A 23,535-nucleotide genomic window follows, 5' to 3' on the forward strand; every position below is an offset into this window, starting at 1 on the left:
GCCCCTTCGTGCGGTGGTGTGTCGCTCGGACTACTCCGCGTCGGCGGCCTTCGCCGGCGCCTTCTTGGCGGCGGGCTTGCGGGCGGGCGCCTTCTTCGCGGGGGCCTCGGCGGCCTCCTCGACGGCGGCGTCGTCCTTCTTGGCGGGCGCCTTCTTCGCGGCGGGCTTCTTCGCGGGGGCCTTCTTGGCGGCGGGCTTCTCGGCCGGCGCCTCCTCGGCGGCCTCGGCCTCGGCGGCATCCTCGTCCTCGACGGCGGCGAAGCCGGCCAGGTCGACCGTCTTGCCGTTCGTGTCGACGACGGAGACCTTGCCGAGCGCGATCGCGAGGGCCTTGTTGCGGGCGACCTCGCCGACCATCGACGGCAGCTGGTTGCCCTGCTGCAGCGCGTCGACGAACTCCTGCGGCGCCATGCCGTACTGCGCGGAGGACTGGATGAGGTACTGCGTGAGCTCCTCCTGCGACACCTGCACCTCGTGCGCCTCGGCGAGCTTGTCCAGCACCATCTGGGTGCGGAACTGCTTCTGGCTGGCCTCGGTCACCTCGGCACGGTGCTCGTCGTCCTCCAGGCGTCCCTCGCCCTCGAGGTGCGCGTGCACCTCGTCCTCGACGAGCTGGGCCGGCACGGGGATGTCGATCGTGGTGATGAGGGTCTCGATGAGCTTGTCGCGCGCGGCGGCACCCTGCGTGAACACCGACTGCTCGGCGACGCGCTCAGCGAGGCTGTCGCGCAACTCGGCGATCGTGTCGAACTCCGACGCCATCTGCGCGAAGTCGTCGTCGGCGTCGGGCAGCTCGCGCTCCTTGACGGCCTTGACCGAGACCGAGACCTCGGCCTCCTCGCCGGCGTGGTCGCCACCGACGAGCTTCGAGCGGAACGTGGTGTCCTCACCGGCGGTGAGCGAGTCCACGGCCTCGTCGATGCCCTCGAGCAGCTCGCCGGAGCCGACCTCGTACGACACGCCCTCGGCGCGGTCGATCTCGGTGCCGTCGATCGCGGCGACGAGGTCGAGCTCGACGAAGTCGCCCTTCGCGGCGGGGCGGTCGACGGTGATGAGGGTGCCGAAGCGGGCGCGCAGGCGGTCCAGCTCGGCGTCGACTGCGGCGGCGTCGGTCTCGACGGCGTCGACCTCGACGGTGATCTCCGACAGCGCCGGCAGATCGAACTCGGGGCGCACGTCGACCTCGACCTCGACCTTGAGGTCGCCGGAGAAGTCCTTGTCGCTGGGCCACTCGATGACCTCGGCCGACGGACGGCCGACGATGCGCACCTCGTTGGCCTGCACGGCCTCGCGGTAGAACGCGTCGAGGCCCTCGCTGACGGCGTGCTCGATGACGGCGCCACGACCGATGCGCTGGTCGATGATGGGGGCGGGCACCTTGCCCTTGCGGAAGCCGGGGATCTGCACGTCCTGAGCGATGTGCTCGTAGGCGTGGGTGATGCTGGGCTTCAGCTCCTCTGGGGTGACCGTGATGTGCAGCTTCACCCGGGTCGGGCCGAGCTTCTCGACGGTGCTGGTGACCATGCCTGTTCGTTCTCCTTGTCCGGCCGCGCACATGCGCGTCCGTTGGTGGTCTGGGTCTGTGGGGCCGTGGTCGGGGCGACAGGATTTGAACCTGCGGCCTCCCGCTCCCAAAGCGGGCGCTCTACCAAGCTGAGCTACGCCCCGGGAGGGCGCACGAGGGTGCACCGAATCCGGCCTCGTCAAGTCTAGCCGACATCGCCCTGTAGACTGTTCTGGTTGCCGCGGCTCACCGCTGCGGGGGCGTAGCTCAATGGTAGAGTTCCAGTCTTCCAAACTGGCTGTGCGGGTTCGATTCCCGTCGCCCCCTCTGAGAACCCCGTCCGATCCGCATCGCGGAACGGCGGGGTTTTTCGACGGGCGATGATGCCCTCCGCCGCATCCGTCGCCGATCGTCCCGGCCCGCGGATCAGCGGGCGCGTCGTCGACGTGCGGGGATGGGTGAAGACGTCCCCGCGCGTGCCCCGTCGCTCTCTGGCGCGTCGCCGCGCCCTCGTGCGCGCCACCGCGCGCCCGAGCTGCACCACCGAAAGGAACACACGATGTTCAAGCGCATCACCGCCGGAGCAGGCATCATCCTGCTCGCCCTGTCCGTCTCCGCCTGCGCCACGACCGCGGGCTCGGGCACCGAGGCCACCCCGTCCGCCACCGCATCCGCGAAGCTCGACCGCGTCGAGATGCCCGACGTGACGGGCAAGACCCTCGCCGAGGCCGAGCAGATCCTCGCCGACACCGGCCTGGTCGCCACCTACCCGAACGGCGTCGACATGACCCGCACGGTCGACTCGCAGGGCATCACCGCGGGCCTGCAGGTGCGCGTCGACACCGAGGTCTTCCTCTCCCCCGCAGCCGCCCAGGGCTGATCGGCAGCGCACGCGGCGGGAGCGGTCAGCGCGCTTCGGCCGCGTGCGCGGCACTGTGACCGAGGTACGCCTCGGCGTTGCGACGGATGCCGTCGCGCTCCGCGTCGGTCAGCTCCCGCCGCACTTTCGCAGGCACGCCCGCCACGAGCGAACCCGCCGGCACGACGGTGCCCTCCAGCACGACCGCCCCGGCGGCCACGAGTGCTCCCGCGCCGATCTCGGCGCCGTTGAGCACCACCGCGCCCATCCCCACCAAGGCTCCGTCGCCGATCGTGCAGCCGTGGATCACCGCGTTGTGCCCGACGGAGACGTCCGCGCCGAGCACGACGGGCCGCCCCGCGTCGACGTGCACCGCGACGCCGTCCTGCAGATTGCTCCGCGCGCCCACGGTGATGGTCGCCTTCTCCGCGCGCAGCACCGCGTTGAACCACACGCTCGCATGATCGCCGAGCTCGACGTCGCCCACGATGCGCGCCCCGGCGGCGACGAACGCCGACGCCGAAATGCGCGGCGTGTGTCCGCCGACGGAGTGGATACCGGCATCCGCGCTGATGGTCATCCCCCGACGCTAGCGCGTCGCGCGGGTTAGCCGAGCCTGCTCTTGCTTGCGGAATACCACGAGGTGCGTAGCGTTTTCTCTGATGCGGGCCGGGAATGCCCGCGCACAGAAGCGAGGAGAAGAACATGAGCAAGACGCAGACGATCCCCATGACGGCCGCCGGCCCCGAGGCCGCTGCCGGCACCGCCCAGTTCCTCACCCCCGTCGTCCTCGGCCTCCAGGCGCTCGCCGTCAACGGCAAGCAGGCCCACTGGAATGTCCGCGGCGCGAACTTCATCGCCATCCACGAGCTGCTCGACCAGGTCGTGGCGAACGCGCAGGCGTCGGCGGATCTCGCCGCGGAGCGCATCGTCGCCCTCGGCCTGCCGATCGACGCGCGCGTGAGCGCCGTCGCCGAGAAGGGCAAGAACTCGGGCGTCCCCGCCGGCTTCGCGCAGTGGCAGGACGAGATCTCCGCGATCGTCGCCGACATGGACGTCGTCATCGCCGACGTCCAGTCCGCGATCGACGGGCTCGACGAGGTCGACCTCACCAGCCAGGATGCCGCGATCGCGATCAAGGCCGCCCTCGAGAAGGACCGCTGGTTCCTCTCGGCGCACCTCGCCGCCTGACCGCGACCGCTCCGCCGACGAAGCCCCGGGCACCACGCCCGGGGCTTCGTCGCGTCCGCGCCGAGCTCGCCGGTCACGCGCCGAGCTCGCCGGTCGCGCGCCGAGTTCACCGGCGAACTCGCGGCCGAACCGGCGGACTCGCGGTCGGACCGGCGAACTCGCGGATCAGTACACGTGCGTGAGACGGGACTCGAGCAGCGTCGCGAGCACGCCCGCGCCGCGCAATGACGACTCATCGGCGGTCAACGGGTCGACGTCGACGATCGCCAGGTCCGCCGTGTCCCCCGGCGACAGCGCCGACCCGGATGCGGAGCCACCGGCCGTCGACGCGGCCAGCGCCGTCGCGGCGTCGACCCCCTGTTCGGGGCGCCATGCCGGGCGTCCGTCGCGGGTGCGGTGCACGGCCGCCGCCATCGCCGCCCACGGGTCCAGGGGTGCCACCGGCGCGTCCGACCCGAACAGCAGCGTGGCGCCGGCATCCGCCAGGGCGCGCAGCGGGTAGGGCACCGCCGTCTGATCGGCCCACACGCTGTCGGTCAGGTCGCGGTCGTCGACGGCGTGCTCGGGCTGCACGCTCGCCCCCACGCCGAGGCGCGCGAAGCGCGGGATGTCGACGTGCGCGACCAGCTGCGCGTGCTCGATGGTGCCGGTCGCGCCGGTCGCGGCGAACGCGTCGAGCGCGTGCGAGTTGGCGACGTCGCCGATCGCGTGCACGGCGCAGCTGAGTCCTGCGCCCGTCGCGCGGGTCATCAGCTCCCGCAGTTCGTGCGGCGGCACCGTGAGCAGGCCGTGGTTGTGCGGGTCGCCGGGGTACGCGTGCGAGCACGCCGCCGTCCGCGTGCCGAGCGAGCCGTCGGTGATCACCTTCAACGACCCCACCCGCACGAGCCCATCCGGGTCGAGGGCGTCGCCCGTCTGCAGCCCCTCGGCGATCGCCCGCTCGAGCAGGGCCGGATAGATCCCGAACGACACCCGCGTCGTGTCGAAGCCGGCTTCCAGGCGACGCGCCCACGCTTCGGCGTTCCAGGCCATGTCGAGGTCGACGATGCCGGTGATCCCCCGCGCCGCGGCCGCCTGCAGGGCATCGCGAACGAGACCGTCGGCCACGAGCGGGTCGGCGGCGTTGAGGCGGCGCGAGATTTCAAACGCGGGCTCCTCGCGCAGCTTCCCGTCATCCGTCGCGGCGAACCCTTCGCGTCGGAACGCGGCCGAGTTCAGCCACACACTGTGCACGTCGGCGTTGATGAGATAGGTGGGGACGTCGCCGGTCGTCTCGTCGAGCAGCGCGCGGGTCGGGGCGTCGGGCCACAGCGCGTCACGGAATCCGGTGCCGATCCGGCGGCCGTCTCCGAGAACCGGGGCCGCACCCATGCGCCCCGCCGCCTCCGACGCCGTCGCGGCATCGCCGAGCGCGGTGCGCTGGGCGACCAGAGCCCACTGCACCGTGTGCACGTGGTGGTCCCACAGGCCGGGGATCACCCACGCGCCGTCGGCGTCGACGACGCGTCCCCGCCGCGGCAGGGCGCCCGCGGGCGCGATGTCGGCGATGCGGCCGTCCCGCAGGTGCAGATCGACGAGCGCGTCGCCGAACGGATCCAGCCGGTCGGCACCGGTCAGCCGGGCGCGTGTGATGACATCGACCCGGTCCCCGCGCAGGGCGGTCACGACACGCCCCGCGCGGCGCGCAGCGCCTCGTGCGCACGCCGCATCTCCATCGGCAGTCGCGGATCCGCGTACGGTCCGGACCCGGCCTCGAGCTGCGCGATGACGGTGTCGACCACGGCGTCGGGGCGGTTCTGGCTGAGCTTGCGCTTGGCGGTCACCCTCGTCGGGGTGAGCCGGAATCCGACCGTGCCGCGTTCGAGGCGCGTGAGGAACTCGGCGTCGTTCGGCGGCTCCCACAGCAGGCGCGGCTGCGGCATCGCCTCTTCGAACCGCGCCACGAGCCGCTCCAGCACGACGAGGTTCTCGGCGGGGCTGAGGATCTCGGGGACACCGGCCAGGTGCACGGCGACGTAGTTCCAGGTGGGCACCTCGGGTCCCGGCGGATACCAGCCCGGCGAGATGTAGCCGTGCGGGCCCTGCACGACGACGAGCAGCTCGCGCTCGCCAAGACCCAGGACGGCGTCGTCCGGCCGCCCCACGTGACCGACGATCGTCAGGTCGTCGCGCTCTTCGTCCAGCAACACCGCGTAGTGCGAGGCGACGAGTCCGGCATCCGTGTCGGCGACGAGGGTCACCCAGGGGTTCTGCTCGATCACGCGACGGAGCTCGGCGATGTCGGTCATCGCGAAGCTGGGGTTCTGTCTCACGGCTTCCTCGTCTCCGGGCGGGTGCGCGTCGTCGTCGCCAGGGTGCGGATCACCGCTGGCAGTTCGGGCACCAGTACAGCTTGCGGGCGGCCATCTCCTCCAGCACGATGGCGGTGCCGCACACGCGGCACGGGAGACCGGCGCGATGGTAGACCCAGTGCCGGTCGTCGCGGGAGGCCATGGCGCGGCGGTAGGCGTCGGGATCGAGGTCGTCCATCGTCATCATCTGGCCGGTCTCGACCCCGATCGCCAGCAGCCGCACCCAGTCACGCCAAATGCCGCGCACGACCTCATCCGGCACGTCGCGACCCGGGGTGTGCGGATCCAGCCGGGCACGGAACAGCAGTTCCGCCCGGTACACGTTCCCGATCCCGCTGACGACGGACTGGTCCATCAGCAGCAGGCCGATGGGGGTGGGCTTGCGCCGCACGACGGCGGCGAAGCGCTCCTCGCCGGCCGCGGCATCGTCGACGAGCGGGTCGGGTCCGAGGGAGGCGACCGTCGCCGCCATCTCCTCCGGCGTCTGCAGCTGACACGCGGTGGGACCGCGCAGGTCGGCGCTCGTGGCCTCGGTCAGCAGTCGCAGCCGCACCTGTCCGACGATCGGCGGCGGCCACTGCTCGCCGTCGTCGGCGAGACCGCGGGTCTGCTCGCTCATGCGCACGTGCCCGCGCGCCTTGCGGGGTGCGCCGATCGAGGTGAGCGAGTTCTCACCGGCCGCGTCGAAGACCGGCGGCAGATCGGTGCCGCGCTGGTTGGTCTGCCCCATCCGCCCGTTGGCGGAGGCGATCGTCGGGTCGACGATGATCTCGCCGGCGAAGTCCCACGCGCCGTACATCCCGAGGTGCACCCGCAACCAGATGTCGTCGTCGAACTCGAGGAACATCTGCTTGCCGACGGCCCGCACCTGCGTGGCCGTGCGCCCGTCGATGACGGCGGCGCCCTCGGCGAAGCGGCCCTGCGGGCTCGACGCGGCGACGCGATGGCCGACGACGTTGCGGTCGAACTGCCGGGCGATGCGATGGACGGAGTGGCCCTCGGGCATCAGCCCGCTTCCGGGTCGATCGCGTCGGACGATTCGCCGCCGTGGGGCTTTGACCCTGCGGGGGCGGTCGCACGCGGGTCGGGGACGAGGGACCCGTCGGTCTCGTACGCGGCGAGCTGCGCGATGCGACGCAAGTGGCGCTCCTCGCCGCTGAACGGGGTCGAGATGAAGCGGTCGATGAAGGCGATCGCCTCGTCGACGGTGTGCTGGCGCGCCCCGATGGAGATGACGTTGGCGTCATTGTGCTCACGGGCGAGCTCGGCGGTCGCGATGCTCCACACGAGGGCAGCGCGGATGCCGAACACCTTGTTCGCGGCGATCTGCTCGCCGTTGCCCGAGCCGCCGAAGACGACACCCAGCGTCTCGACGCCCTGAGCCTGGTCGGCGGCGACCGCCTGGGCCGCCCGGATGCAGAACGCCGGGTAGTCGTCGAGCGGGTCGTACTCGACGGGGCCGTGGTCGACGACGTCGTGACCGAGACCGACGAGATGATGCTGCAGCTGGGTGGAGAACTCGAGACCCGCGTGGTCGGTCGCGATGTGGATGCGCATGGACTCATCCTAGAGTCGCCGATCTCGCCCGCCGGCTCGGTCCGAAGGCCGGTGCGCGCGTAGGCTGGGGCGGGTTGTCGCTGTCGCCAGCAGCGCCCCGACGACCGTCCGGATGCGGCATCCGCCCGCTCCGCCCATCCCACCCACACCCACGGGAGCCACTGCAGTGCCTGGAGAGAACCTCACCCGCATCGAGGCGCAGGAGCGCCGCGCGATCGTCGACACCGAGTCGTACGACATCGCCCTCGACCTCACGAAGGGCGCCGAGGTGTTCGGCTCGCGCGCCGTCATCCGCTTCCGCGCCACGGAGGGCGCGTCGACGTTCATCGACCTCATCGCCCGCGAGGTGCGCGAGATCACGCTCAACGGCGCGCCGCTCGACCCCGCGTCAGTCTTCGCCGACTCCCGCATCGCCCTGGCCGGCCTCGCAGCCGACAACGAGCTGATCGTCGACGCCGACTGCCTGTACACGAACACGGGCGAGGGCCTGCACCGCTTCGTCGACCCGGTCGACGGCGAGGTCTACCTCTACTCGCAGTTCGAGGTGCCCGACTCGCGGCGCGTGTTCGCGGTGTTCGAGCAGCCCGACCTGAAGGCGACGTTCCGCTTCACGGTCACCGCGCCGGCGGCCTGGAAGGTCGTCTCCAACTCGCCCACGCCAGAACCGCTGCCCGCCGGCGAGGGAACCGCGACCTGGAGCTTCGAGCCCACCCCGCGGATCTCGTCGTACATCACCGCGCTCGTCGCCGGCCCGTACGAGGCCACCTTCTCGGAGCTGACGAGCGCCGACGGCCGCGTCGTCCCGCTGGGCGTCTACGGCCGCAAGAGCCTGTGGCAGCACCTCGACGCCGACTACATCTTCGACAAGACCCGCGAGGGCTTCGCCTACTTCGAGTCGAAGTTCGGCGTCCCCTACCCCTTCGCCAAGTACGACCAGCTGTTCGTCCCCGAGTTCAACGCGGGCGCGATGGAGAACGCCGGCGCGGTGACCTTCACCGAGACGTATGTGTTCCGCTCGAAGGTCACCGACGCCGTGAAGGAGCGTCGCGTCGTGACGATCCTGCACGAGCTGGCCCACATGTGGTTCGGCGACCTCGTCACCATGAAGTGGTGGAACGACCTGTGGCTGAACGAGTCGTTCGCGGAGTGGGCCTCCACGATCGCCACGGCCGAGGCCACCGAGTGGACCGAGGCGTGGACGACGTTCAACGCCATGGAGAAGAGCTGGGCGTACCGTCAGGACCAGCTGCCCTCCACCCACCCCGTCGTCGCGACGATCAACGACCTCGAGGACGTGCAGGTCAACTTCGACGGGATCACCTACGCCAAGGGCGGGTCGGTGCTCAAGCAGCTGGCCGCCTGGGTGGGCATCGAGGAGTTCTTCGCGGGTGTCTCGGCGTACTTCCGCAAGCACGCGTGGGGCAACACCGAGCTGAGCGATCTGCTCGTCGAGCTCGAGGCCACGAGCGGCCGCGACCTGTCGACCTGGTCGAAGAAGTGGCTCGAGACGGCCGGCGTCAACACCCTCTCCCCCGAGCTGCGCGTCGACGGCTCCGGCGTGATCTCGCGGTTCGCGATCGTGCAGACGGCCCCGGCCGACTACCCGACGATCCGTCCGCACCGCCTCGGCGTCGGCTTCTACGCGCTGGAGGGCGACGCCCTCGTGCGCACCCACCACGTCGAGATCGACGTCGACGGCGACCTCACGGAGGTGCCCAAGCTCGCCGGGATCGCCCAGCCCGACCTGATCCTGCTCAACGACGAGGATCTCGCGTACGCGAAGATCCGCCTCGACGAGCGGTCGCTGCGCACCGCGATCGCCCACCTCGGCAAGATCAGCGACCCCCTCGGCCGCTCGCTCGTGTGGGGGGCGGCGTGGGATCAGACCCGGGATGCCGAGGCCTCCGCATCCGACTACGTCGATCTCGTGCTCGGCAACATCGGCACCGAGACCGAGTCCACGACCGTGCGCACGACGCTCGCGCAGCTGCAGCTCGCCGCGAACGCGTACGTCGCCCCGGAGCGCCGTGAGGCGACGCGCGCGAAGGTCGCCGACGCCCTGTGGTCGCTCGCGACGCAGGCCGACGCCGGCAGCGACAGCCAGCTGCAGTTCGTCACCGGCTTCGCCTCCGCCGCCGCGACCCCCGCGCAGTGGGCCCAGGTCGAGAGCCTGCGCAGCGGCGCGACCGCCCTGGACGGCCTCGAGATCGACGCCGACCTGTCGTGGGCGCTGCTGGTGTCGCTCGCCGCCGGCGGCGTCGTCACCGCCGCCGACATCGACGCCGCGCTGGCCGCGGACAACACCGCGAAGGGCGGCGAGTTCGCGGCTCAGGCGAAGGCCGCTCTGCCGGATGTCGCCGCCAAGCGTGTCGCGTGGGCCTCACTGATCGACAGCGCCGACCTGCCCAACACTGTCGTCCGCTCGGCGGCCGCGGGCTTCGTGCACCCGGCGGGGATCGAGTCCCTCTCGGAGTTCGTCGGCCCGTACTTCGAGATGCTGCTGCCCATCTGGGAGTCGCGGACGTATCAGATCGCGAACTACCTGATCACGGGGCTGTACCCCGCACCGCTGGCCTCCACCGCGCTGCGCGACGCGACGCGCGGCTGGCTCGAGGTGCACGCCGACGCGCCCGCCGCGCTGCGCCGTCTCGTGGCCGAGAACCTCGCCGGGGTCGAGCGCGCCTTGGCCGTGCAGGACGCCGACGCGACACGCGGCTGAGCGCCCGCTCATCCTTTCGGGGGACGCGGGATCGCCGGAATCTACGACTTCCGGACGATTCCCCGCGTCCCCCGAGTGCGTAGCGTGGGACGCGTGATCGTTGCGGAAGGCCTCACCAAGAGGTACGGAGACAAGACGGCCGTATCGGATGCCACCTTCACGGTGCAGACCGGGAAGGTGACCGGATTCCTCGGCCCGAACGGGGCCGGCAAATCCACCACGATGCGCATGATCGTGGGGCTCGACGCTCCCACGGCCGGACGCGTCGCGATCGACGGCCGCCCCTACCGGTCGCTGCGCTCGCCGCTGACCGAGGTGGGCGCCCTGCTCGACGCGAAGGCGGTGCACACCGGCCGCTCCGCGCGCGACCACCTGCGCGTCATGGCCGCCACCCACGGCATCCCGCGCCGCCGCGTCGACGAGGTCATCGAGCTCGCCGGGCTCACCTCGGTCGCCGGTCGCCGCGCCGGCAAGTTCTCCCTCGGCATGGGCCAGCGGCTGGGCATCGCCAGCGCGCTGCTCGGCGACCCCCACACCCTCATCCTCGACGAGCCGGTCAACGGCCTCGATCCCGAGGGCGTGCGCTGGGTGCGGGGCTTCGTCCGCGCGCTCGCCGCGGAGGGTCGCACGGTGCTGCTGTCGAGTCACCTCATGAGCGAGATGGCGCAGACGGCCGACCACGTCATCGTGCTCGGGCGCGGACGAGTGCTGGCCGACGCCTCGCTCGACCAGCTCGTGCGGGACTGGACGCAGCACGCCGTCACGATCGCCTCGCCGCGTCTCACCGAGCTCGCCGCAGCCCTGCAGGGCGCCGGTGCCACCGTCACGGCCACGACGCCGGGCGCCGCGGAGGTCGGCGGGCTCAGCGCCGCCGCGATCGGCGACCTCGCCGCCGCGCACGGCATCCCGCTGCACGCACTCACCGAGACGACCGGCTCGCTCGAGGACGCCTACATGGCCCTCACCGCCGACGCCGTCGAATACACCTCGAAGGACCTGTCATGACCGCCGTCGCCGCTCCGACCCGCGCCACCGTGCGCACCGCCTCGCCGTATCGGCTGAGCTTCGGCCGCGTGCTGCGCGCCGAGTTCCTCAAGCTGCTCACGCTGCGCTCCACCTGGTGGTCGCTCATCATCACCCTCGCCCTCACCGTGGGGATGGCCCTGCTGATCGCCGGCGCGTCGGGCGGGGATGTCGCCCCGATCGCGGCCGCCGTGCTCCCGATCCAGTTCACGATGCTGCTGGCCGGCATCCTCGGCGCCATCGCCGTCAGCGGCGAGTACTCGACCGGGATGATCCGCTCGACCCTTACCGCCGAGCCGCTCCGCGGTGCGGTGCTGCTGTCGAAGGCGATCGCCGTCGCGGTGACGGTCTTCGTCGCGACGCTCGTGACGTTCGCGGCCGCCGCGCTGCTCGTGGCGGCCGTCTCGGGCGCGTCGATCCCGTGGGAGACGCCCGAGGCGTCGGTGCTGCCGCTGCTGTACGCCCCGCTCGCGATGGCGGCCTTCGCCCTCCTCGGCGTGGGATTCGGTTTCGCGCTGCGCAACGGCCCGGCGGCGATCGCCGCCACGGTGGGCGTGCTGTTCGTGCTGCCGATCGTCGCCTCCATCTTCGGGTCGGTCGCGACGGGCTGGCAGTGGGTCCTCGAGGCGACGCAGTACCTTCCGATGAACGCCGCGCAGTCCTTCATCATGGGCGGCGGCGCCCTCGACCAGGGTGTCGCGGGCCTCACGCTCGCGGCCTGGGTCGTGGGTCTGCTCGCAGCCGGGTGGCTCGTCCTGCGGTCGCGCGACGCCTGATCCGCGCGCTCCCACCCGGCCCCGCCGACGCCCAGACCGGGCGTCGGCGGGGTCGGTAGGATCGACACGATGTTCGTGATCCTCGAAGCCACCCCCGCACCCGACGTGGCCGACCCGGACTGGTGGAGCCGCCTCGGCGCCGACGCGCTGACGGTCCTGACCGCCATCGGCTGGACGGTGCTGGCCGTCGCCGGCATCATCGTGGCCGCCTTCGCCCTGTCGTGGGTCATGAAGCGGCTCATCACCCGCGTCGTCGACCGCATCGTGCGCGGCGCGAAGAACAAGGCCGCCACCGACGACACCCGCGCCGTCGACAACTCGCCGCTCGCTCAGGTGCGCATCATCCAGCGCACCCGCACCCTCGGGTCCATCCTCGCGAACATCGTCAACACGACGATCGTGCTCGTCGCCGTCATCCTCATCGTCTACACGATCAACAAGGACGTGCTCGGCTCGTTCACGCTGCTGACGGCGGCACTCGGCGCCGGCCTCGGCTTCGGCGCGCAGAACATCGTCAAAGACGTGCTCAACGGCATCTTCATCGTCGCCGAAGACCAGGTGGGCATCGGCGACGTCGTCGATCTGGGACTGGCGACCGGTGTCGTGGAGTACGTGAGCGTCCGCGTCACCCACGTCCGCGATGTCAACGGCACGCTCTGGTACGTGCGCAACGGCGAGATCACCCGCGTCGGCAACATGTCGCAGGGCTGGTCGCGGGTCATCATCGACCTCGCCGTGCCCACCGACACCGACATCGCGGCCGTGGAGAAGGCCCTGCTCGACGCGGCGAAGGCGCTCGCGAAGGATCCCAAGTGGCGCACCCGCATGATCGAGCAGCCCGAGGTGTGGGGACTGGAATCCATCAGCGGCGACGCGCTCGTCATCCGGCTCGTACAGAAGACGCGCTCGAATGCGAAGGACGACGTCGCCCGCGAACTGCGGATGCGGCTCAAGCACGCCGTCGACGAGCTCGGCATCACGCTGCCGCAGCTCAACTCCATCGTGCTCACCGGCACGGAGGGCGCCCAGCGCGTGCGCGGCGCGAATCCTCCCAAGACGAAGCCGCAGCCCATCACGACGGCCGCCGACGCGAACCCGGTGTGGAAGCCGCGCCGCACCTCGAAGAAGGCCCACACCCCCGTCGAGCCGACGGCCGACCCGCAGACCCCGGAGCCCCCCGCATGAGCGACCAGAGCCCCGTCTCTTTCTACGAGGAGGTCGGCGGCCACGACACGTTCGTCCGACTCGTCGACGCGTTCTATCGCGGCGTCGCCGCCGACGAGGTGCTGAAGCCGATGTACCCCGAAGAGGACCTCGGCCCGGCCGCCGAGCGCCTGACCGGTTTCCTCGAACAGTACTGGGGCGGCCCGACGACGTACTCGCAGCGGCGCGGCCACCCGCGGCTGCGCATGCGCCACGCACCTTTCCACGTGAATCCCGACGCCCGCGACCGCTGGCTGCAGCACATGCGCACCGCCGTCGACGAGCTCGGCCTGTCGCCGCTGCACGAGGCGACGCTGTGGGATTATCTGGAGCGGGCCGCCTACGCGATGGTGAACACCTTCGAACCGACCGGGATCGGTCCCGAGCGTGTCGCCGCCGCGACCTCGCTCCCGGTCCACCCCCGCACGCCGGAGCCCGACCCGGCACAGGAGACGACGAAGGAGTCGTGATGACCGCATCCGCCCGCCCCGTGACCACCGACGTGCTCGTGATCGGATGGGGGCTGGCGGGACTGGTCGCCGCCGCCGAGGCGGTCGCGGCCGGCAAACGCGTCGTCATCGTCGACCAGGAGCCGCGCACCAATCTCGGCGGGCAGGCGCACTGGTCCTTCGGCGGCCTGTTCCTCGTGGACTCGCCGGAGCAGCGGCGCATGGGCATCCGCGACTCCCCCGACCTCGCCCGTCAGGACTGGTTCGCGACGGCCGGGTTCGATCGCGACGAAGACCATTGGGCCCGGCAGTGGGCCGAGGCGTACGTGCACTTCGCGCATCGGGAGAAGCGCGCCTGGCTGCGGGAGAAGGGCATCTCGTTCTTCCCCGTCGTCGGCTGGGCAGAGCGCGGCGGCTACACCGCGACCGGCCCCGGCAACTCCGTGCCCCGCTTCCACATCACGTGGGGAACCGGGCCGGGGGTCGTCGCCCCCTTCCAGGCCGAGGTCGAGCGCGGCGAGGCACTGGGGCTGGTCACCGTGCTCCCCCGCCACAAGGTGACCGCGCTGCTGACCGACGACGGCGCGGTCGTCGGGGCCGGCGGCGACGTACTCACCCCGTCGGGCACCGCGCGCGGCATCGCGTCCTCTCGCGCCGTCGTCGGGGACTGGGAGGTGCGCGCCGGCGCCACGATCGTCGCCTCGGGCGGCATCGGCGGCAACCACGAACTCGTGCGCCGACAGTGGCCGGCGAGCCTGGGACAGCCCCCGGCCACCATGATCACCGGCGTCCCCGCCTTCGTCGACGGCTCGATGCAGCCGGTGGCCGCGGACGCCGGGGCACGTCTGGTCAACGGTGACCGCATGTGGCACTACGTCGAGGGCATCCAGAACTGGGATCCGATCTGGCCGCAGCACGGCATCCGCATCCTGCCCGGCCCCTCGTCGATCTGGCTCGACGCGACCGGCGCGCGCCTCCCCGTGCCGCTGTTCCCCGGGTTCGACACGCTCGGCACCCTCGCCCACCTCCGCGCGACCGGGCACGACCACTCCTGGTTCGTGCTGTCGCGGGCGATCGTCGAGAAGGAGTTCACGCTGTCGGGAAGCGAGCAGAACCCGGATCTCACCGGCAAGGACCTGCCGCTGCTCGTGAAGTCCCGGCTCGGCAAGGGCGCCGCCGGCCCGGTCCAGGCCTTCCTCGACAACGGCGTGGACTTCATCGTCCGTCCCACCCTCGACGAGCTGATCGCCGGGATGCGGGCTCTCCCCGGCGGCGACGCGCTGGACGCCGAGCGCGTGCGCACCGAGGTGGAGGCGCGCGACCGGGAGATGGACAACGAGTTCACGAAGGACGCGCAGGTCGCGATGCTGCGCTCGGCCCGCGCGTACCGGGGCGACCGGCTGGTGCGCACCGCCGCGCCGCACCGCATCCTCGACCCGAAGAACGGCCCGCTCGTCGCCGTGAAGCTGCACGTGCTGACCCGCAAATCGCTCGGCGGGATCCAGACCGACCTTTTCGCTCGCGCCCTCGGCGCCACGGGTGAGGTCGTGCCGGGGCTGTACGCGGCGGGCGAGGCCGCCGGCTTCGGCGGCGGCGGGGTGCACGGTTACCGCGCGCTGGAGGGCACGTTCCTCGGCGGTTGCCTGTTCTCCGGGCGCACCGCCGGCCGCGCGGCTGCGGCGGCGGTCTGAGTCGGTGCTCGAGCCTTACAGCCAGCTCTTGGAGCGAAACACGAAGAACAGGATGAGGGCGAACACCGCCATGGCCGCGCGCAGCGACGAGAGCATCCCCTGCAGGGGACGCACGGCGCGCTGGATCTCCATGACCTCGCCGGACAGGTCGTAGATGCGTTTGGTGACGGCCGGGTCGCCGCTGAACAGCTGCGCCTCGATCCACGTAGATGGCGTCGTCGATCACGGTCACCGGGTCAGTGTGGCACCGCCGTGCGCGCGACGGTGTCAGGCGGTGCGGCCCGTGGTGCGAACGGCGGTGAGGCCCACGCGGGAGGTCGTCCGGGTGATGACGTGACCGCGACTCAGCGACACGCGGGTCCACGGCCCGGAGCCGCGCACGGCGGCGCGCTCCTCGCCGCCGATGAAGCCGAGGCCGAACGCCGCGAAGGCGACGCCCAGCGGGAGTCCGCCCAGCGCCTCGTCGGGGGCACCCCAGACACGCGAACGCACCGCGGAGACGATCTCGGCCCCCGCATCCGTCGGCACCGCCTCGGCGACCGCCGCGATCCCCCATTGCGCGCGCGACGCGAGCGTCGCCGCATCCACCTCGCCCGCCGCCTCCCACCCCGCACGCGGCGGCGCGATCCCGGCCCACGCGGCGGTGACCCCGGTCTCGGGCAAGCGCAGCCAGGTGTCCTCGTCGCCGGGGACGAGGTCGGCGGCCTGCACGACGAGGTCGCACACGAGTTCGGGGTCGACGGGGAGGAAGCGCATCGCGAGCACGGTCGGCGTCTCGTCGAGCAGTTGCTCCGGGGCGAGCACCGACGCCGTCATGGCGAGGGTTCCGCCGTCGGCGCGCAGCCGCAGCGCGCCGTCGCCGACCCGCGCGGCCCGCTGCGCGAACGTCAGCGCGTCGGCGGCGGCGGGAGCGTGCGGGAACAGGAGGCGCGGGGACATCCGCCCTAAACTATCAAGGTGAGCGAGCCCGACATCCGCGCGACCGATCCCGTCGACCTCATGCTGCGCGTGCTCGATCTCACCGGCGGTGCGGCCCGCACCACCGAGGACATCTTCACGGGTGACTCGCACCCGATGCCGGGCGGGCGCGTGTTCGGCGGCCAGGTGCTGGCGCAGGCGGTCATCGCCGCCGAGCGCACGACCGACGACGACCGCGTCCCCCACTCGATGCACGGCTACTTCCTGCGCCCCGGCGACGCCTCGCGCGGCCTGACCTTCTCGGTCGACCGCATCCACGACGGCCGCTCCTTCTCGACGCGCCGTACCCAGGCCTACCAGGATGGGGTGCCGATCTTCTCGATGATCGCGTCGTTCGAGCGGGAGACCCCAGGACTCGACCATCAGGCGACGATGCCCGCCGATGTTCCCGACCCCGATGAGCTGGCCGCGGCGGCAGACGCCCAGGCCATCCATCCGCTGTCGCAGCGACTGCTCGCCGACAGTCCGATCGAGGTGCTGCACGCCGAGGGCGCGCTGTACCGGGCCGCCGCAGAGCCCGCCGTCGCCCGGCAGAACGTCTGGGTGCGCACCCGACGCCGCATCGGCGACGACCCCGCCCTGCACCGTGCGGTGCTCGCCTACCTGAGCGACCTCACCATCCAGGAGTCGGTGCTGCGTGCGCACGGCGTCGCATGGGCGGATGCCGGGCTCAAGGTCGCGAGCCTCGACCACGCGATGTGGTGGCACCGTCCCGCGCGCGCGGACGAGTGGCTGCTCTACTCGCAGGAGTCCCCCTCCGCCAGCGGCGGGCGGGGACTGTCGACGGGGCGGATCTTCACGCGTGACGGCGAGCTGGTCGCGACCGTCGCGCAGGAGATCATGGTGCGCACCGGCGCTCGCTGATCGACGCGCCCGCGCCGCCCCGGGTGCGGGTCCCAGCGTCGGATCTCAGCGTCGCGAGAACTCGAGCGGCTCGCCGAGGTACGGCGACCAGGCGGTGCGCATCGTCTCCGACAGCCGCACCGGGCGGAACGTCTCGGCGTCGACCATCACGAGAGTCGACGCCGCCCGGGCGTAGAGCACCGGCGGGGTGACCCCGACGGGGCTGAACACCTCGTAGCAGACCTCCACGCTCGAGCCGCCGAGCTTGCCGAACCACATCTGCACGTCGAGCGGCTCGCGGCGGTACGGGACGGGGGCGAGGTACTCGATCTCCTGCCGCGCGATGAGCGAGAGCTCACCGGCGGCGAAGCCGGCATCCATCACCGCGGTGTCGGGAGCCTGCTCGCCCGCCTCCGGCGTCCAGAAGACGCGGATGCGGGCCTCCTCGAGCAGCTTCAGCATCGTCGCGTTGTTGACGTGGTTGAAGGCGTCCAGATCACCCCATCGCAAGTGGATGGGGACGTGGATGCGCCGCACGGGCGCGCCCGTCGAGCTGTCAGTCACGCGTGAGCTTGCGGTACGTCGACTTCGCGGGGTTCGCCGCGTCGGGACCCAGTCGGTCCACCTTGTTCGCCTCGTACGCCTCGAAGTTCCCCTCGAACCAGTACCACTTGTCAGGGTTCTCGGCGGTGCCCTCGTAGGCGAGGATGTGCGTCGCGATGCGGTCGAGGAACCACCGGTCGTGGGTGATGACCACGGCGCAGCCGGGGAATTCCAGCAGCGCGTTCTCGAGCGACTGCAGGGTCTCGACGTCGAGGTCGTTGGTCGGCTCGTCGAGCAGCAGGAGGTTGCCGCCCTCCTTGAGCGTGAGCGCGAGGTTCAGGCGGTTGCGCTCGCCGCCGGAGAGGACGCCGGCCTTCTTCTGCTGGTCGGGCCCCTTGAAGCCGAACTTCGAGACGTAGGCGCGCGAGGGGATCTCGGTCTTCCCGACCGTGATGATGTCCAGGCCGTCCGAGACGACCTCCCACAGCGTCTTGTTCGGGTCGATCGAGGCGCGCGACTGGTCGACGTAGCTGATCTTGACGGTCTCGCCGATCTTCAGGTCTCCGCCGTCGAGCGGCTCGAGGCCCACGATCGTCTTGAACAGCGTGGTCTTGCCGACGCCATTCGGGCCGATGACGCCGACGATGCCGTTCGGCGGCAGGCTGAAGCTGAGGCCGTCGATGAGCGAGCGGCCGTCGAAGCCCTTCTGCAGCTTCTTCGCCTCGATGACGACACTGCCCAGGCGCGGCCCCGGCGGGATCGTGATCTCCTCGAAGTCCAACTTGCGGGTGCGGTCGGCCTCCGCTGCCATCTCCTCGTAGCGGGCGAGGCGCGCCTTGGACTTCGCCTGGCGGCCCTTCGCATTGGAGCGGACCCAGTCCAGCTCCTCGGCGAGGCGCTTGGCGAGCTTCGCGTCCTTCTTGCCCTGGATCGCGAGGCGCTCGGCCTTCTTCTCGAGGTAGGTCGAGTAGTTGCCCTCGTAGCCGATGAGGCGGCCTCGGTCGACCTCGGCAATCCACTCGGCGACGTTGTCGAGGAAGTACCGGTCGTGGGTGATCGCGATCACCGCGCCCTTGTAGGCCTGCAGGTGCTGCTCGAGCCAGAGCACGCTCTCGGCGTCGAGGTGGTTGGTGGGCTCGTCGAGCAGCAGCAGGTCGGGCTTCTGCAGCAGGAGCTTGGCGAGCGCGACGCGGCGCTTCTCACCGCCGGACAGCGGCGCGATCGCGGCATCGGCGGGCGGGGTGCGCAGGGCGTCCATGGCCTGGGAGAGCTGCGAGTCGAGGTCCCAGCCGTCGGCGGCGTCGATCTCCTCCTGCAGTGTGCCCATCTCGGCCAGCAGCGTGTCGAAGTCTGCGTCGGGGTCGCTCATGAGCGCCGAGATCTCGTTGAAGCGGTCGAGCTTCGCCTTGATCGCGATGCCGTCCTGGATGTTCTCGAGCACGGTCTTCGACTCGTCGAGCTCGGGCTCCTGCATGAGGATGCCGACGGTGAAGCCGGGCGTGAGCTTGGCCTCGCCGTTGGAGGGCGTGTCGAGCCCGGCCATGATCTTCAGGATCGTCGACTTGCCGGCGCCGTTGGGGCCGACCATGCCGATCTTGGCCCCGGGCAGGAACGCCATCGTGACGTCGTCGAGGATCAGCTTGTCGCCCACCGTCTTGCGGGCGCGGACCATGGAGTAGATGTACTCAGCCATAACCCGTCAAGTCTACGGGGAACGCGTCACCAGTCGATCGTGCGGGTGACGCCGATGAGACAGTCCCCCTCGGGGAGCGCCGGCATCACGACCGCGGTCGGCGCCGGGGTGGACGGTCCGACCTGCCCGACGAGGCACTCCCCCGCCCACGCGACGGAGAACTGCACCGCGTCGGCCGGATTGCCGACGCTGGTCTGGTCGTTCGTGACCTCCATGTCGGCCTTGGGGAAGCCGGCGGCGACGAGGGCGTCGACGTAGGCGCGGCCCTGCACACGTGCATCGGTCGCCCACACCTGGTTCATGATCTCCGTGAACAGCGGCAGGTTGTCTTCGGCAGACCCGTCGGGCAGCAGCACCGGGCCGGTGGGCGTCGGAGACGGCGACGCGGTCGGGATCGGGGGTGCCGTGCTCGGCTCGACGGGCGCCGCGCCCGTGCAGCCTGCGAGGGCCGCTGTCGCCGCGAGGACGACACCGAGCGCGAACAGGGAGCGTGGTCGAGTCAGGCGCACCCGACGAGTCTACGAGCAGCGGTGGACCGCCCCGCCCGTCCGCCACATCAGAACGGGACGCTCTCCTCGAGCGGCTCGGCGGCCCACCCTGTGGTCACCCCGAGCCCCGAGTCGCTCGCTCCGACGGCTTCCGGCGACGGCGCCGACCCCGCATCCACCGTCGCGACCGCCGCCGGGTCCGCACGCTCGTCGGCGCCGCCCGCTCGCCCCTGCACGTCGCGGGAGAACGTGGCGGTGCCCCACAGCAGGTCGGGGCCGACGGCATCCGCGTCGATCTCCACGGAGACGCCGGTCTTGGTCCCCGTGTCCCAGGTGCGCAGATGCAGCGATCCGAGCACGAGGACCCGCTGGCCCTTGTGCAGGGAGGTGAGGACGTGTTCGGCGAGACCGCGGAACGCCGAGACCGCGTAGAAGCTCGGCGGACCGTCGACCCAGTTCCCGTTCGCGTCCTTGATGCGGTCGTTGCACGCGACGCGGAAGCCGGCGACGGTGCCGCCGGCGTTCGTCCGGCGACGTTCCGGGTCGGTGACGAGATTTCCGACGATGGTGATCTGCTGCGACATGGATTCCTCTCCGCTCGGGACCGTCCCGAGTCCTGCTGCTCCGGCATCCGCGTGCCGTTCGGATGCCGGAGCCCCTCCACCGTGGAGCATCCACCCGCGTTGCGGTGCGGCGCAGGGCCGATTTCGGGACGGATCCGGCGCTTCGCGTGATGGGGAGGAATTCCGTCGGTGCGGCGCGCGGCGGGGCGCGGCGCAGCCGGTGCACGAGTCCGGCATCCGTGTCCGAGGTCGCATCTATGTTCGAGTCCGAGGGGGATGACGATGACGATGACGATGACCGAGCAGACCGCTGCGGCACTGGGCGATGCCTTGCGCCCGGTCGCAGTGAGAAGGGGACTGTGGCGCGTGGTGGATGCCGCGGGTCGCATCGTGGGTCATCTCGAGGCACGCGACGACGAGACGGGCTGCCGGTTCATCGCCCGTCGGTTCCATGCGGCATCGGGAAGACTGCGCACGATCGGCGAGTTCTGGTCGGCCCGCGAGGCCGCGGAATGCTTGCGGTGGAGCCGGTGACGGGGTCAGACGACGGCGTCGAACACGTCGACCGTCGCGACCGGGGCGGCCTCGCGGACCCGCGGCCATGTCTCGGCCAGGATGTCGACGGCTCGCGTCAGGTGATCGACCGACGCCGTGAACGGCAGCCGCAGACGCCGGTCGTGACCACCGTCGACGGCGAAGCGCGCACCGGGAGACAGATGCAGCCCGCGCTCACGCGCGGCGATCACGAGTGGGGAGCTCAGCGGCGCTCCCAGTTCCGCCCAGACCGCGACACCGCCCGCGGGCACGGGCACCCGCCACTCCGGCAGACGCGCGCGCAGCCCGGAGACGAGCGCGTCGCGCCCGGCCCGGAGCAGTGTCGAACGCTGCGCCAGGATCTCGGGCATGCGGGCGAGCAGGCGGGCCGCGACGACCTGCTCGAACTCCGGCGTGCCGAGGTCGCGCGGGGCGCGGGCGGCGACCAGTCGCCGCACCGTGTCACGATCGGCGCGGATCCACCCGATACGCAGACCGCCCCACACCGTCTTGCCGAGCGAGCCGAGGCGCACGACGGCCCCTTCGCAGCCGTCGAACGGCAGCGGGGGATGCGCCGTGGCGGGCGGCTCGACGTAGAGCTCCGCGGTGGTCTCGTCCACGACCAGCACGGTCCCCGCGCGCGCGGCCGCCTCGGCCACGGCGGCGCACTCGGTCTCGGACATGGTGCGACCGGTCGGATTCTGGAACTGCGGCATGAGGTAGGCCAGGGACGGTCGCGTGCGCGCGAACGCCTGTCGTGCGCGGTCGAGGTCCCAACCGGCCTCCGCGTCGACGGGGACCGAGACCAGCCGGGCGCCCGCACCGCGCAGCGCTTCGGTGGCATGCGGGTAGGTGGGCGTCTCGATGAGCACCGGGTCGCCACGGCGCAGCAGGGTCGTCGCCAACAGATGGATCGCGCTCTGGGCGCCCGTCGTCACGAGGATCTCGTCGGCGCTGGTCGGCAGTCCACGCTGGTCGTAGCGCGCCGCGATCGCCTCTCGGAGCCGCTCGTGCCCGACGACGTCGTAACCGGCACGCGCCACGAGAGCGGCGGCATCCTGGGCGACGTCCGTCATGACCCCGGCCAGCCCCGGCCAGGCGGCAGGACTGGCCTGCTGCAGGTCGATCTCATCGTCGCCGACCCGCGTCGTGGCGATCGTCCGCCGCCCGAGAGGCAGGGTCACCGTGCCGGAACCGCGCACGCTCTCGACGTGGTCGCTTTCGCGCAGACTGCGGTAGGCGGCGGCGATCGTGGCGCGGCTCAGACCCAGGATCGTCGCCAGCTCGCGTTCGGCGGGGAGTGTCGTGCGCGGCGCGATCCGGTTGTCGAGGCACAGCAGGCGGATCCCGTCGGCCAACGCCTCGTACGCCGGCTCGCGGGTGCGCCAGGCGCCGAGAGCGACCGCGAGGGCACGCGCGCCGATCCGAGAGTCCATGGGTCCACGATAGTCGGATTGGACTGGTCGCCCCAGTCCAATCGTGCGCTGGAATGGAGCCATGACGAAGCGGCTCGTGCAACTGATCATCGGACTCGTCGCGTTCGGGGCGGGCGACGGCCTGATGATCCGGGCGGGACTCGGTCTGGACCCGTGGACGGTCTTCGCGGAAGGGCTGTCCCTGCGTACCGGCATCGGCATCGGGTGGATCACCAACATCGTGGGATTCCTCGTGCTGCTGCTCTGGATACCGCTGCGGCAGCGACCGGGCCTGGGAACGGTGCTCAACATCCTGCTGGTCGGCACGAGCATCCAGGCGACCATCGCCCTCGTGCCGCCGGTGCAGGGGTTCTGGTGGCAGCTCGCGATGCTCCTGACCGGCATCGCCATCGTCGCCGTGGCCTCGGGGCTCTACATCGGGGCGAAATTCGGTCCCGGACCGCGAGACGGTCTCATGACCGGACTGAACAGCCGGTTCGGCATCCGGATCTGGAAAGCGCGTCTCGCCGTGGAGGTGACCGTGCTCGTCGCAGGATGGCTGCTGGGAGGCACCGTGGGTCTCGGGACGGTGCTGTTCGCCGCGCTGATCGGCCCGGCGGTGCACCGCACGCTCCCCTGGTTCGACCGCAGCCGTCGCACGATCCCGGCGTCGACCTGATCGGGCTGGGAACCACGCCGCTGCGCGGACGGATGGTGATGCGTCGCGGTGGGCGCTCAGTGCTCCACGAAGCGGGGCCAGTCCGAGCCGGGAGCCAGATGCCCGTGGAGGGCATCCTTCGCGATGTCCATCGTGGGGTAGGTGCCGACCGATGCATCGGCGTCCGCGATGGTCACGGTGTAGCCGTCCGCATCCTTGCGGATCATCCCGACGACGTTGCCCTCGCTGCCGTGCGCGACCCAGAGGGTCGAAGCCGTGGTGGTCATGAGGTGCCCCTTTCGACACCTCGACGCTACGCCGCCGGGGGCCGCACCGCCAGACCCGCACGCCGTGAATTCGACGACGGCCGATCACCCCGTGGTGCCCCCGGCAGGATTCGAACCTGCGACCCACGGATTAGAAGGCCGTCGCTCTATCCACTGAGCTACGGAGGCGTGCGATCCAGAGTAGTCGGCACCGCGGCGAGGTCCCACCCA

General features: G+C 71.4%; 24 protein-coding genes and 3 tRNA genes. 12 read left to right on the forward strand and 15 right to left on the reverse strand.

The features are described 5' to 3' along the window. Positions 1-30: 30 nt before the first annotated feature. Together tig and C7474_RS06980 are read right to left on the reverse strand one after the other, a co-directional pair. On the reverse strand, positions 31-1,524 hold the full coding sequence (tig, locus tag C7474_RS06975; protein ID WP_158597307.1) for a trigger factor: 1,494 nt from the start codon (positions 1,522-1,524) through the stop codon (positions 31-33). A 67-nt stretch (positions 1,525-1,591) separates the two neighbouring features. Continuing rightward, a tRNA-Pro gene (locus C7474_RS06980) sits at positions 1,592-1,668 on the reverse strand. Between the two features lie 92 nt (positions 1,669-1,760). Between C7474_RS06980 and C7474_RS06985 the strand changes: the two genes are divergently transcribed. Further along, a tRNA-Gly gene (locus tag C7474_RS06985) sits at positions 1,761-1,831 on the forward strand. A 232-nt stretch (positions 1,832-2,063) separates the two neighbouring features. Then, positions 2,064-2,384: a PASTA domain-containing protein gene (locus tag C7474_RS06990; protein WP_158597308.1), complete on the forward strand. Its 321-nt coding sequence runs from the start codon at positions 2,064-2,066 to the stop codon at positions 2,382-2,384. Between the two features lie 25 nt (positions 2,385-2,409). On the opposite strand, the gene C7474_RS06995 is transcribed toward C7474_RS06990, so the two are convergent. Further along, entirely contained in the window at positions 2,410-2,943 is a 534-nt protein-coding gene (locus C7474_RS06995) for a gamma carbonic anhydrase family protein (RefSeq protein ID WP_121058359.1), read from the reverse strand. A 125-nt stretch (positions 2,944-3,068) separates the two neighbouring features. On the opposite strand from C7474_RS06995, the gene C7474_RS07000 reads away from it, so the two are divergent. Next, entirely contained in the window at positions 3,069-3,554 is a 486-nt protein-coding gene (locus tag C7474_RS07000) for a Dps family protein (protein ID WP_121058361.1), read from the forward strand. 165 nt (positions 3,555-3,719) lie between these two features. Here the strand turns inward: C7474_RS07000 and C7474_RS07005 are convergent, their stop codons facing one another. The 4 genes from C7474_RS07005 to C7474_RS07020 are packed head-to-tail and all read right to left on the reverse strand — an operon-like array spanning position 3,720 to position 7,462. Then, entirely contained in the window at positions 3,720-5,219 is a 1,500-nt protein-coding gene (locus C7474_RS07005) for an amidohydrolase (RefSeq protein WP_121058363.1), read from the reverse strand. Further along, on the reverse strand, positions 5,216-5,866 hold the full coding sequence (locus tag C7474_RS07010; RefSeq protein ID WP_199692389.1) for an FMN-binding negative transcriptional regulator: 651 nt from the start codon (positions 5,864-5,866) through the stop codon (positions 5,216-5,218). Before C7474_RS07010 ends, C7474_RS07005 begins: the two co-directional genes overlap by 4 nt. A 49-nt stretch (positions 5,867-5,915) precedes the next feature. Continuing rightward, positions 5,916-6,911 carry an Fpg/Nei family DNA glycosylase gene (locus C7474_RS07015; RefSeq protein WP_121058367.1) on the reverse strand — a complete coding sequence of 332 codons (996 nt, stop codon included), beginning with the start codon at positions 6,909-6,911 and terminating at the stop codon, positions 5,916-5,918. Further along, the gene (locus tag C7474_RS07020) at positions 6,911-7,462 is read right to left on the reverse strand and encodes a ribose-5-phosphate isomerase (RefSeq protein WP_121058369.1); all 552 of its coding nucleotides are present in this window, start codon (positions 7,460-7,462) and stop codon (positions 6,911-6,913) included. The genes C7474_RS07015 and C7474_RS07020 overlap by 1 nt, the downstream gene beginning before the upstream one ends. Before the next feature lie 166 nt (positions 7,463-7,628). Between C7474_RS07020 and pepN the strand changes: the two genes are divergently transcribed. The 6 genes from pepN (at position 7,629) to C7474_RS07050 (ending at position 15,323) form a co-directional block, all read left to right on the forward strand. Continuing rightward, on the forward strand, positions 7,629-10,181 hold the full coding sequence (pepN, locus tag C7474_RS07025; protein ID WP_121058371.1) for an aminopeptidase N: 2,553 nt from the start codon (positions 7,629-7,631) through the stop codon (positions 10,179-10,181). A 93-nt stretch (positions 10,182-10,274) separates the two neighbouring features. Then, entirely contained in the window at positions 10,275-11,186 is a 912-nt protein-coding gene (locus tag C7474_RS07030; protein ID WP_121058373.1) for an ABC transporter ATP-binding protein, read from the forward strand. Then, complete coding sequence (locus C7474_RS07035) at positions 11,183-11,980, forward strand: ABC transporter permease subunit (RefSeq protein WP_121058375.1); 798 nt, start codon at positions 11,183-11,185, stop codon at positions 11,978-11,980. Before C7474_RS07030 ends, C7474_RS07035 begins: the two co-directional genes overlap by 4 nt. A gap of 69 nt (positions 11,981-12,049) precedes the next feature. Further along, positions 12,050-13,165: a mechanosensitive ion channel family protein gene (locus C7474_RS07040; protein ID WP_121058377.1), complete on the forward strand. Its 1,116-nt coding sequence runs from the start codon at positions 12,050-12,052 to the stop codon at positions 13,163-13,165. Next, positions 13,162-13,653: a globin gene (locus tag C7474_RS07045; RefSeq protein WP_121058379.1), complete on the forward strand. Its 492-nt coding sequence runs from the start codon at positions 13,162-13,164 to the stop codon at positions 13,651-13,653. The genes C7474_RS07040 and C7474_RS07045 overlap by 4 nt, the downstream gene beginning before the upstream one ends. Beyond that, positions 13,653-15,323: an FAD-binding dehydrogenase gene (locus C7474_RS07050; RefSeq protein WP_121058381.1), complete on the forward strand. Its 1,671-nt coding sequence runs from the start codon at positions 13,653-13,655 to the stop codon at positions 15,321-15,323. The genes C7474_RS07045 and C7474_RS07050 overlap by 1 nt, the downstream gene beginning before the upstream one ends. A 267-nt stretch (positions 15,324-15,590) precedes the next feature. On the opposite strand, the gene C7474_RS07055 is transcribed toward C7474_RS07050, so the two are convergent. After that, on the reverse strand, positions 15,591-16,262 hold the full coding sequence (locus C7474_RS07055; RefSeq protein WP_121058383.1) for a DUF8185 domain-containing protein: 672 nt from the start codon (positions 16,260-16,262) through the stop codon (positions 15,591-15,593). 60 nt (positions 16,263-16,322) lie between these two features. Here C7474_RS07055 and C7474_RS07060 point away from each other — a divergent pair, with 60 nt between their 5' ends. Continuing rightward, the gene (locus tag C7474_RS07060; RefSeq protein WP_121059329.1) at positions 16,323-17,165 is read left to right on the forward strand and encodes an acyl-CoA thioesterase; all 843 of its coding nucleotides are present in this window, start codon (positions 16,323-16,325) and stop codon (positions 17,163-17,165) included. A 45-nt stretch (positions 17,166-17,210) separates the two neighbouring features. Here C7474_RS07060 and C7474_RS07065 read toward each other — a convergent pair whose 3' ends face one another. The 4 genes from C7474_RS07065 to C7474_RS07080 are packed head-to-tail and all read right to left on the reverse strand — an operon-like array spanning position 17,211 to position 20,452. Further along, complete coding sequence (locus C7474_RS07065) at positions 17,211-17,708, reverse strand: acyl-CoA thioesterase (RefSeq protein ID WP_241965154.1); 498 nt, start codon at positions 17,706-17,708, stop codon at positions 17,211-17,213. Next, a complete protein-coding gene (ettA, locus tag C7474_RS07070; protein WP_121058385.1) occupies positions 17,701-19,380 on the reverse strand; it encodes an energy-dependent translational throttle protein EttA in 1,680 nt (559 codons plus the stop codon). The genes C7474_RS07065 and ettA overlap by 8 nt, the downstream gene beginning before the upstream one ends. A 26-nt stretch (positions 19,381-19,406) precedes the next feature. Further along, a complete protein-coding gene (locus C7474_RS15290) occupies positions 19,407-19,889 on the reverse strand; it encodes a DUF6993 domain-containing protein (protein ID WP_338418400.1) in 483 nt (160 codons plus the stop codon). Between the two features lie 47 nt (positions 19,890-19,936). Next, a complete protein-coding gene (locus C7474_RS07080) occupies positions 19,937-20,452 on the reverse strand; it encodes a single-stranded DNA-binding protein (RefSeq protein ID WP_158597309.1) in 516 nt (171 codons plus the stop codon). Between the two features lie 273 nt (positions 20,453-20,725). Here C7474_RS07080 and C7474_RS07085 point away from each other — a divergent pair, with 273 nt between their 5' ends. Continuing rightward, positions 20,726-20,965: a hypothetical protein gene (locus C7474_RS07085; protein ID WP_147436682.1), complete on the forward strand. Its 240-nt coding sequence runs from the start codon at positions 20,726-20,728 to the stop codon at positions 20,963-20,965. A 5-nt stretch (positions 20,966-20,970) separates the two neighbouring features. On the opposite strand, the gene yczR is transcribed toward C7474_RS07085, so the two are convergent. After that, positions 20,971-22,401 (reverse strand): MocR-like transcription factor YczR, encoded by a 1,431-nt coding sequence (gene yczR / locus C7474_RS07090; RefSeq protein WP_121058392.1) that lies wholly within the window; start codon positions 22,399-22,401, stop codon positions 20,971-20,973. Between the two features lie 61 nt (positions 22,402-22,462). On the opposite strand from yczR, the gene yczE reads away from it, so the two are divergent. Beyond that, positions 22,463-23,059 (forward strand): membrane protein YczE, encoded by a 597-nt coding sequence (yczE, locus tag C7474_RS07095; RefSeq protein WP_121058394.1) that lies wholly within the window; start codon positions 22,463-22,465, stop codon positions 23,057-23,059. A gap of 56 nt (positions 23,060-23,115) precedes the next feature. Here yczE and C7474_RS07100 read toward each other — a convergent pair whose 3' ends face one another. Together C7474_RS07100 and C7474_RS07105 are read right to left on the reverse strand one after the other, a co-directional pair. After that, positions 23,116-23,325 carry a methyltransferase gene (locus tag C7474_RS07100; RefSeq protein ID WP_121058396.1) on the reverse strand — a complete coding sequence of 70 codons (210 nt, stop codon included), beginning with the start codon at positions 23,323-23,325 and terminating at the stop codon, positions 23,116-23,118. A gap of 92 nt (positions 23,326-23,417) precedes the next feature. After that, positions 23,418-23,493: transfer RNA gene (locus tag C7474_RS07105), tRNA-Arg, on the reverse strand. Positions 23,494-23,535: the final 42 nt, after the last annotated feature.

This window comes from Microbacterium telephonicum (genome assembly GCF_003651225.1).
GTDB lineage: Bacteria > Actinomycetota > Actinomycetes > Actinomycetales > Microbacteriaceae > Microbacterium > Microbacterium telephonicum.

Coding starts and splice junctions, on each gene's coding strand:
- C7474_RS06995 (WP_121058359.1), bottom strand. CDS start 2,943: ATGACCATCAGCGCGGATGCCGGTATCCACTCCGTCGGCGGACACACG.
- C7474_RS07055 (WP_121058383.1), bottom strand. CDS start 16,262: ATGTCCCCGCGCCTCCTGTTCCCGCACGCTCCCGCCGCCGCCGACGCG.
- tig (WP_158597307.1), bottom strand. CDS start 1,524: ATGGTCACCAGCACCGTCGAGAAGCTCGGCCCGACCCGGGTGAAGCTG.
- yczR (WP_121058392.1), bottom strand. CDS start 22,401: ATGGACTCTCGGATCGGCGCGCGTGCCCTCGCGGTCGCTCTCGGCGCC.
- C7474_RS07100 (WP_121058396.1), bottom strand. CDS start 23,325: ATGACCACCACGGCTTCGACCCTCTGGGTCGCGCACGGCAGCGAGGGC.
- C7474_RS07020 (WP_121058369.1), bottom strand. CDS start 7,462: ATGCGCATCCACATCGCGACCGACCACGCGGGTCTCGAGTTCTCCACC.
- C7474_RS07040 (WP_121058377.1), top strand. CDS start 12,050: ATGTTCGTGATCCTCGAAGCCACCCCCGCACCCGACGTGGCCGACCCG.
- ettA (WP_121058385.1), bottom strand. CDS start 19,380: ATGGCTGAGTACATCTACTCCATGGTCCGCGCCCGCAAGACGGTGGGC.
- C7474_RS07080 (WP_158597309.1), bottom strand. CDS start 20,452: ATGTCGCAGCAGATCACCATCGTCGGAAATCTCGTCACCGACCCGGAA.
- C7474_RS07000 (WP_121058361.1), top strand. CDS start 3,069: ATGAGCAAGACGCAGACGATCCCCATGACGGCCGCCGGCCCCGAGGCC.
- C7474_RS07045 (WP_121058379.1), top strand. CDS start 13,162: ATGAGCGACCAGAGCCCCGTCTCTTTCTACGAGGAGGTCGGCGGCCAC.
- C7474_RS07015 (WP_121058367.1), bottom strand. CDS start 6,911: ATGCCCGAGGGCCACTCCGTCCATCGCATCGCCCGGCAGTTCGACCGC.
- C7474_RS07050 (WP_121058381.1), top strand. CDS start 13,653: ATGACCGCATCCGCCCGCCCCGTGACCACCGACGTGCTCGTGATCGGA.
- C7474_RS06990 (WP_158597308.1), top strand. CDS start 2,064: ATGTTCAAGCGCATCACCGCCGGAGCAGGCATCATCCTGCTCGCCCTG.
- yczE (WP_121058394.1), top strand. CDS start 22,463: ATGACGAAGCGGCTCGTGCAACTGATCATCGGACTCGTCGCGTTCGGG.
- C7474_RS07060 (WP_121059329.1), top strand. CDS start 16,323: ATGCTGCGCGTGCTCGATCTCACCGGCGGTGCGGCCCGCACCACCGAG.
- C7474_RS07085 (WP_147436682.1), top strand. CDS start 20,726: ATGACCGAGCAGACCGCTGCGGCACTGGGCGATGCCTTGCGCCCGGTC.
- C7474_RS07035 (WP_121058375.1), top strand. CDS start 11,183: ATGACCGCCGTCGCCGCTCCGACCCGCGCCACCGTGCGCACCGCCTCG.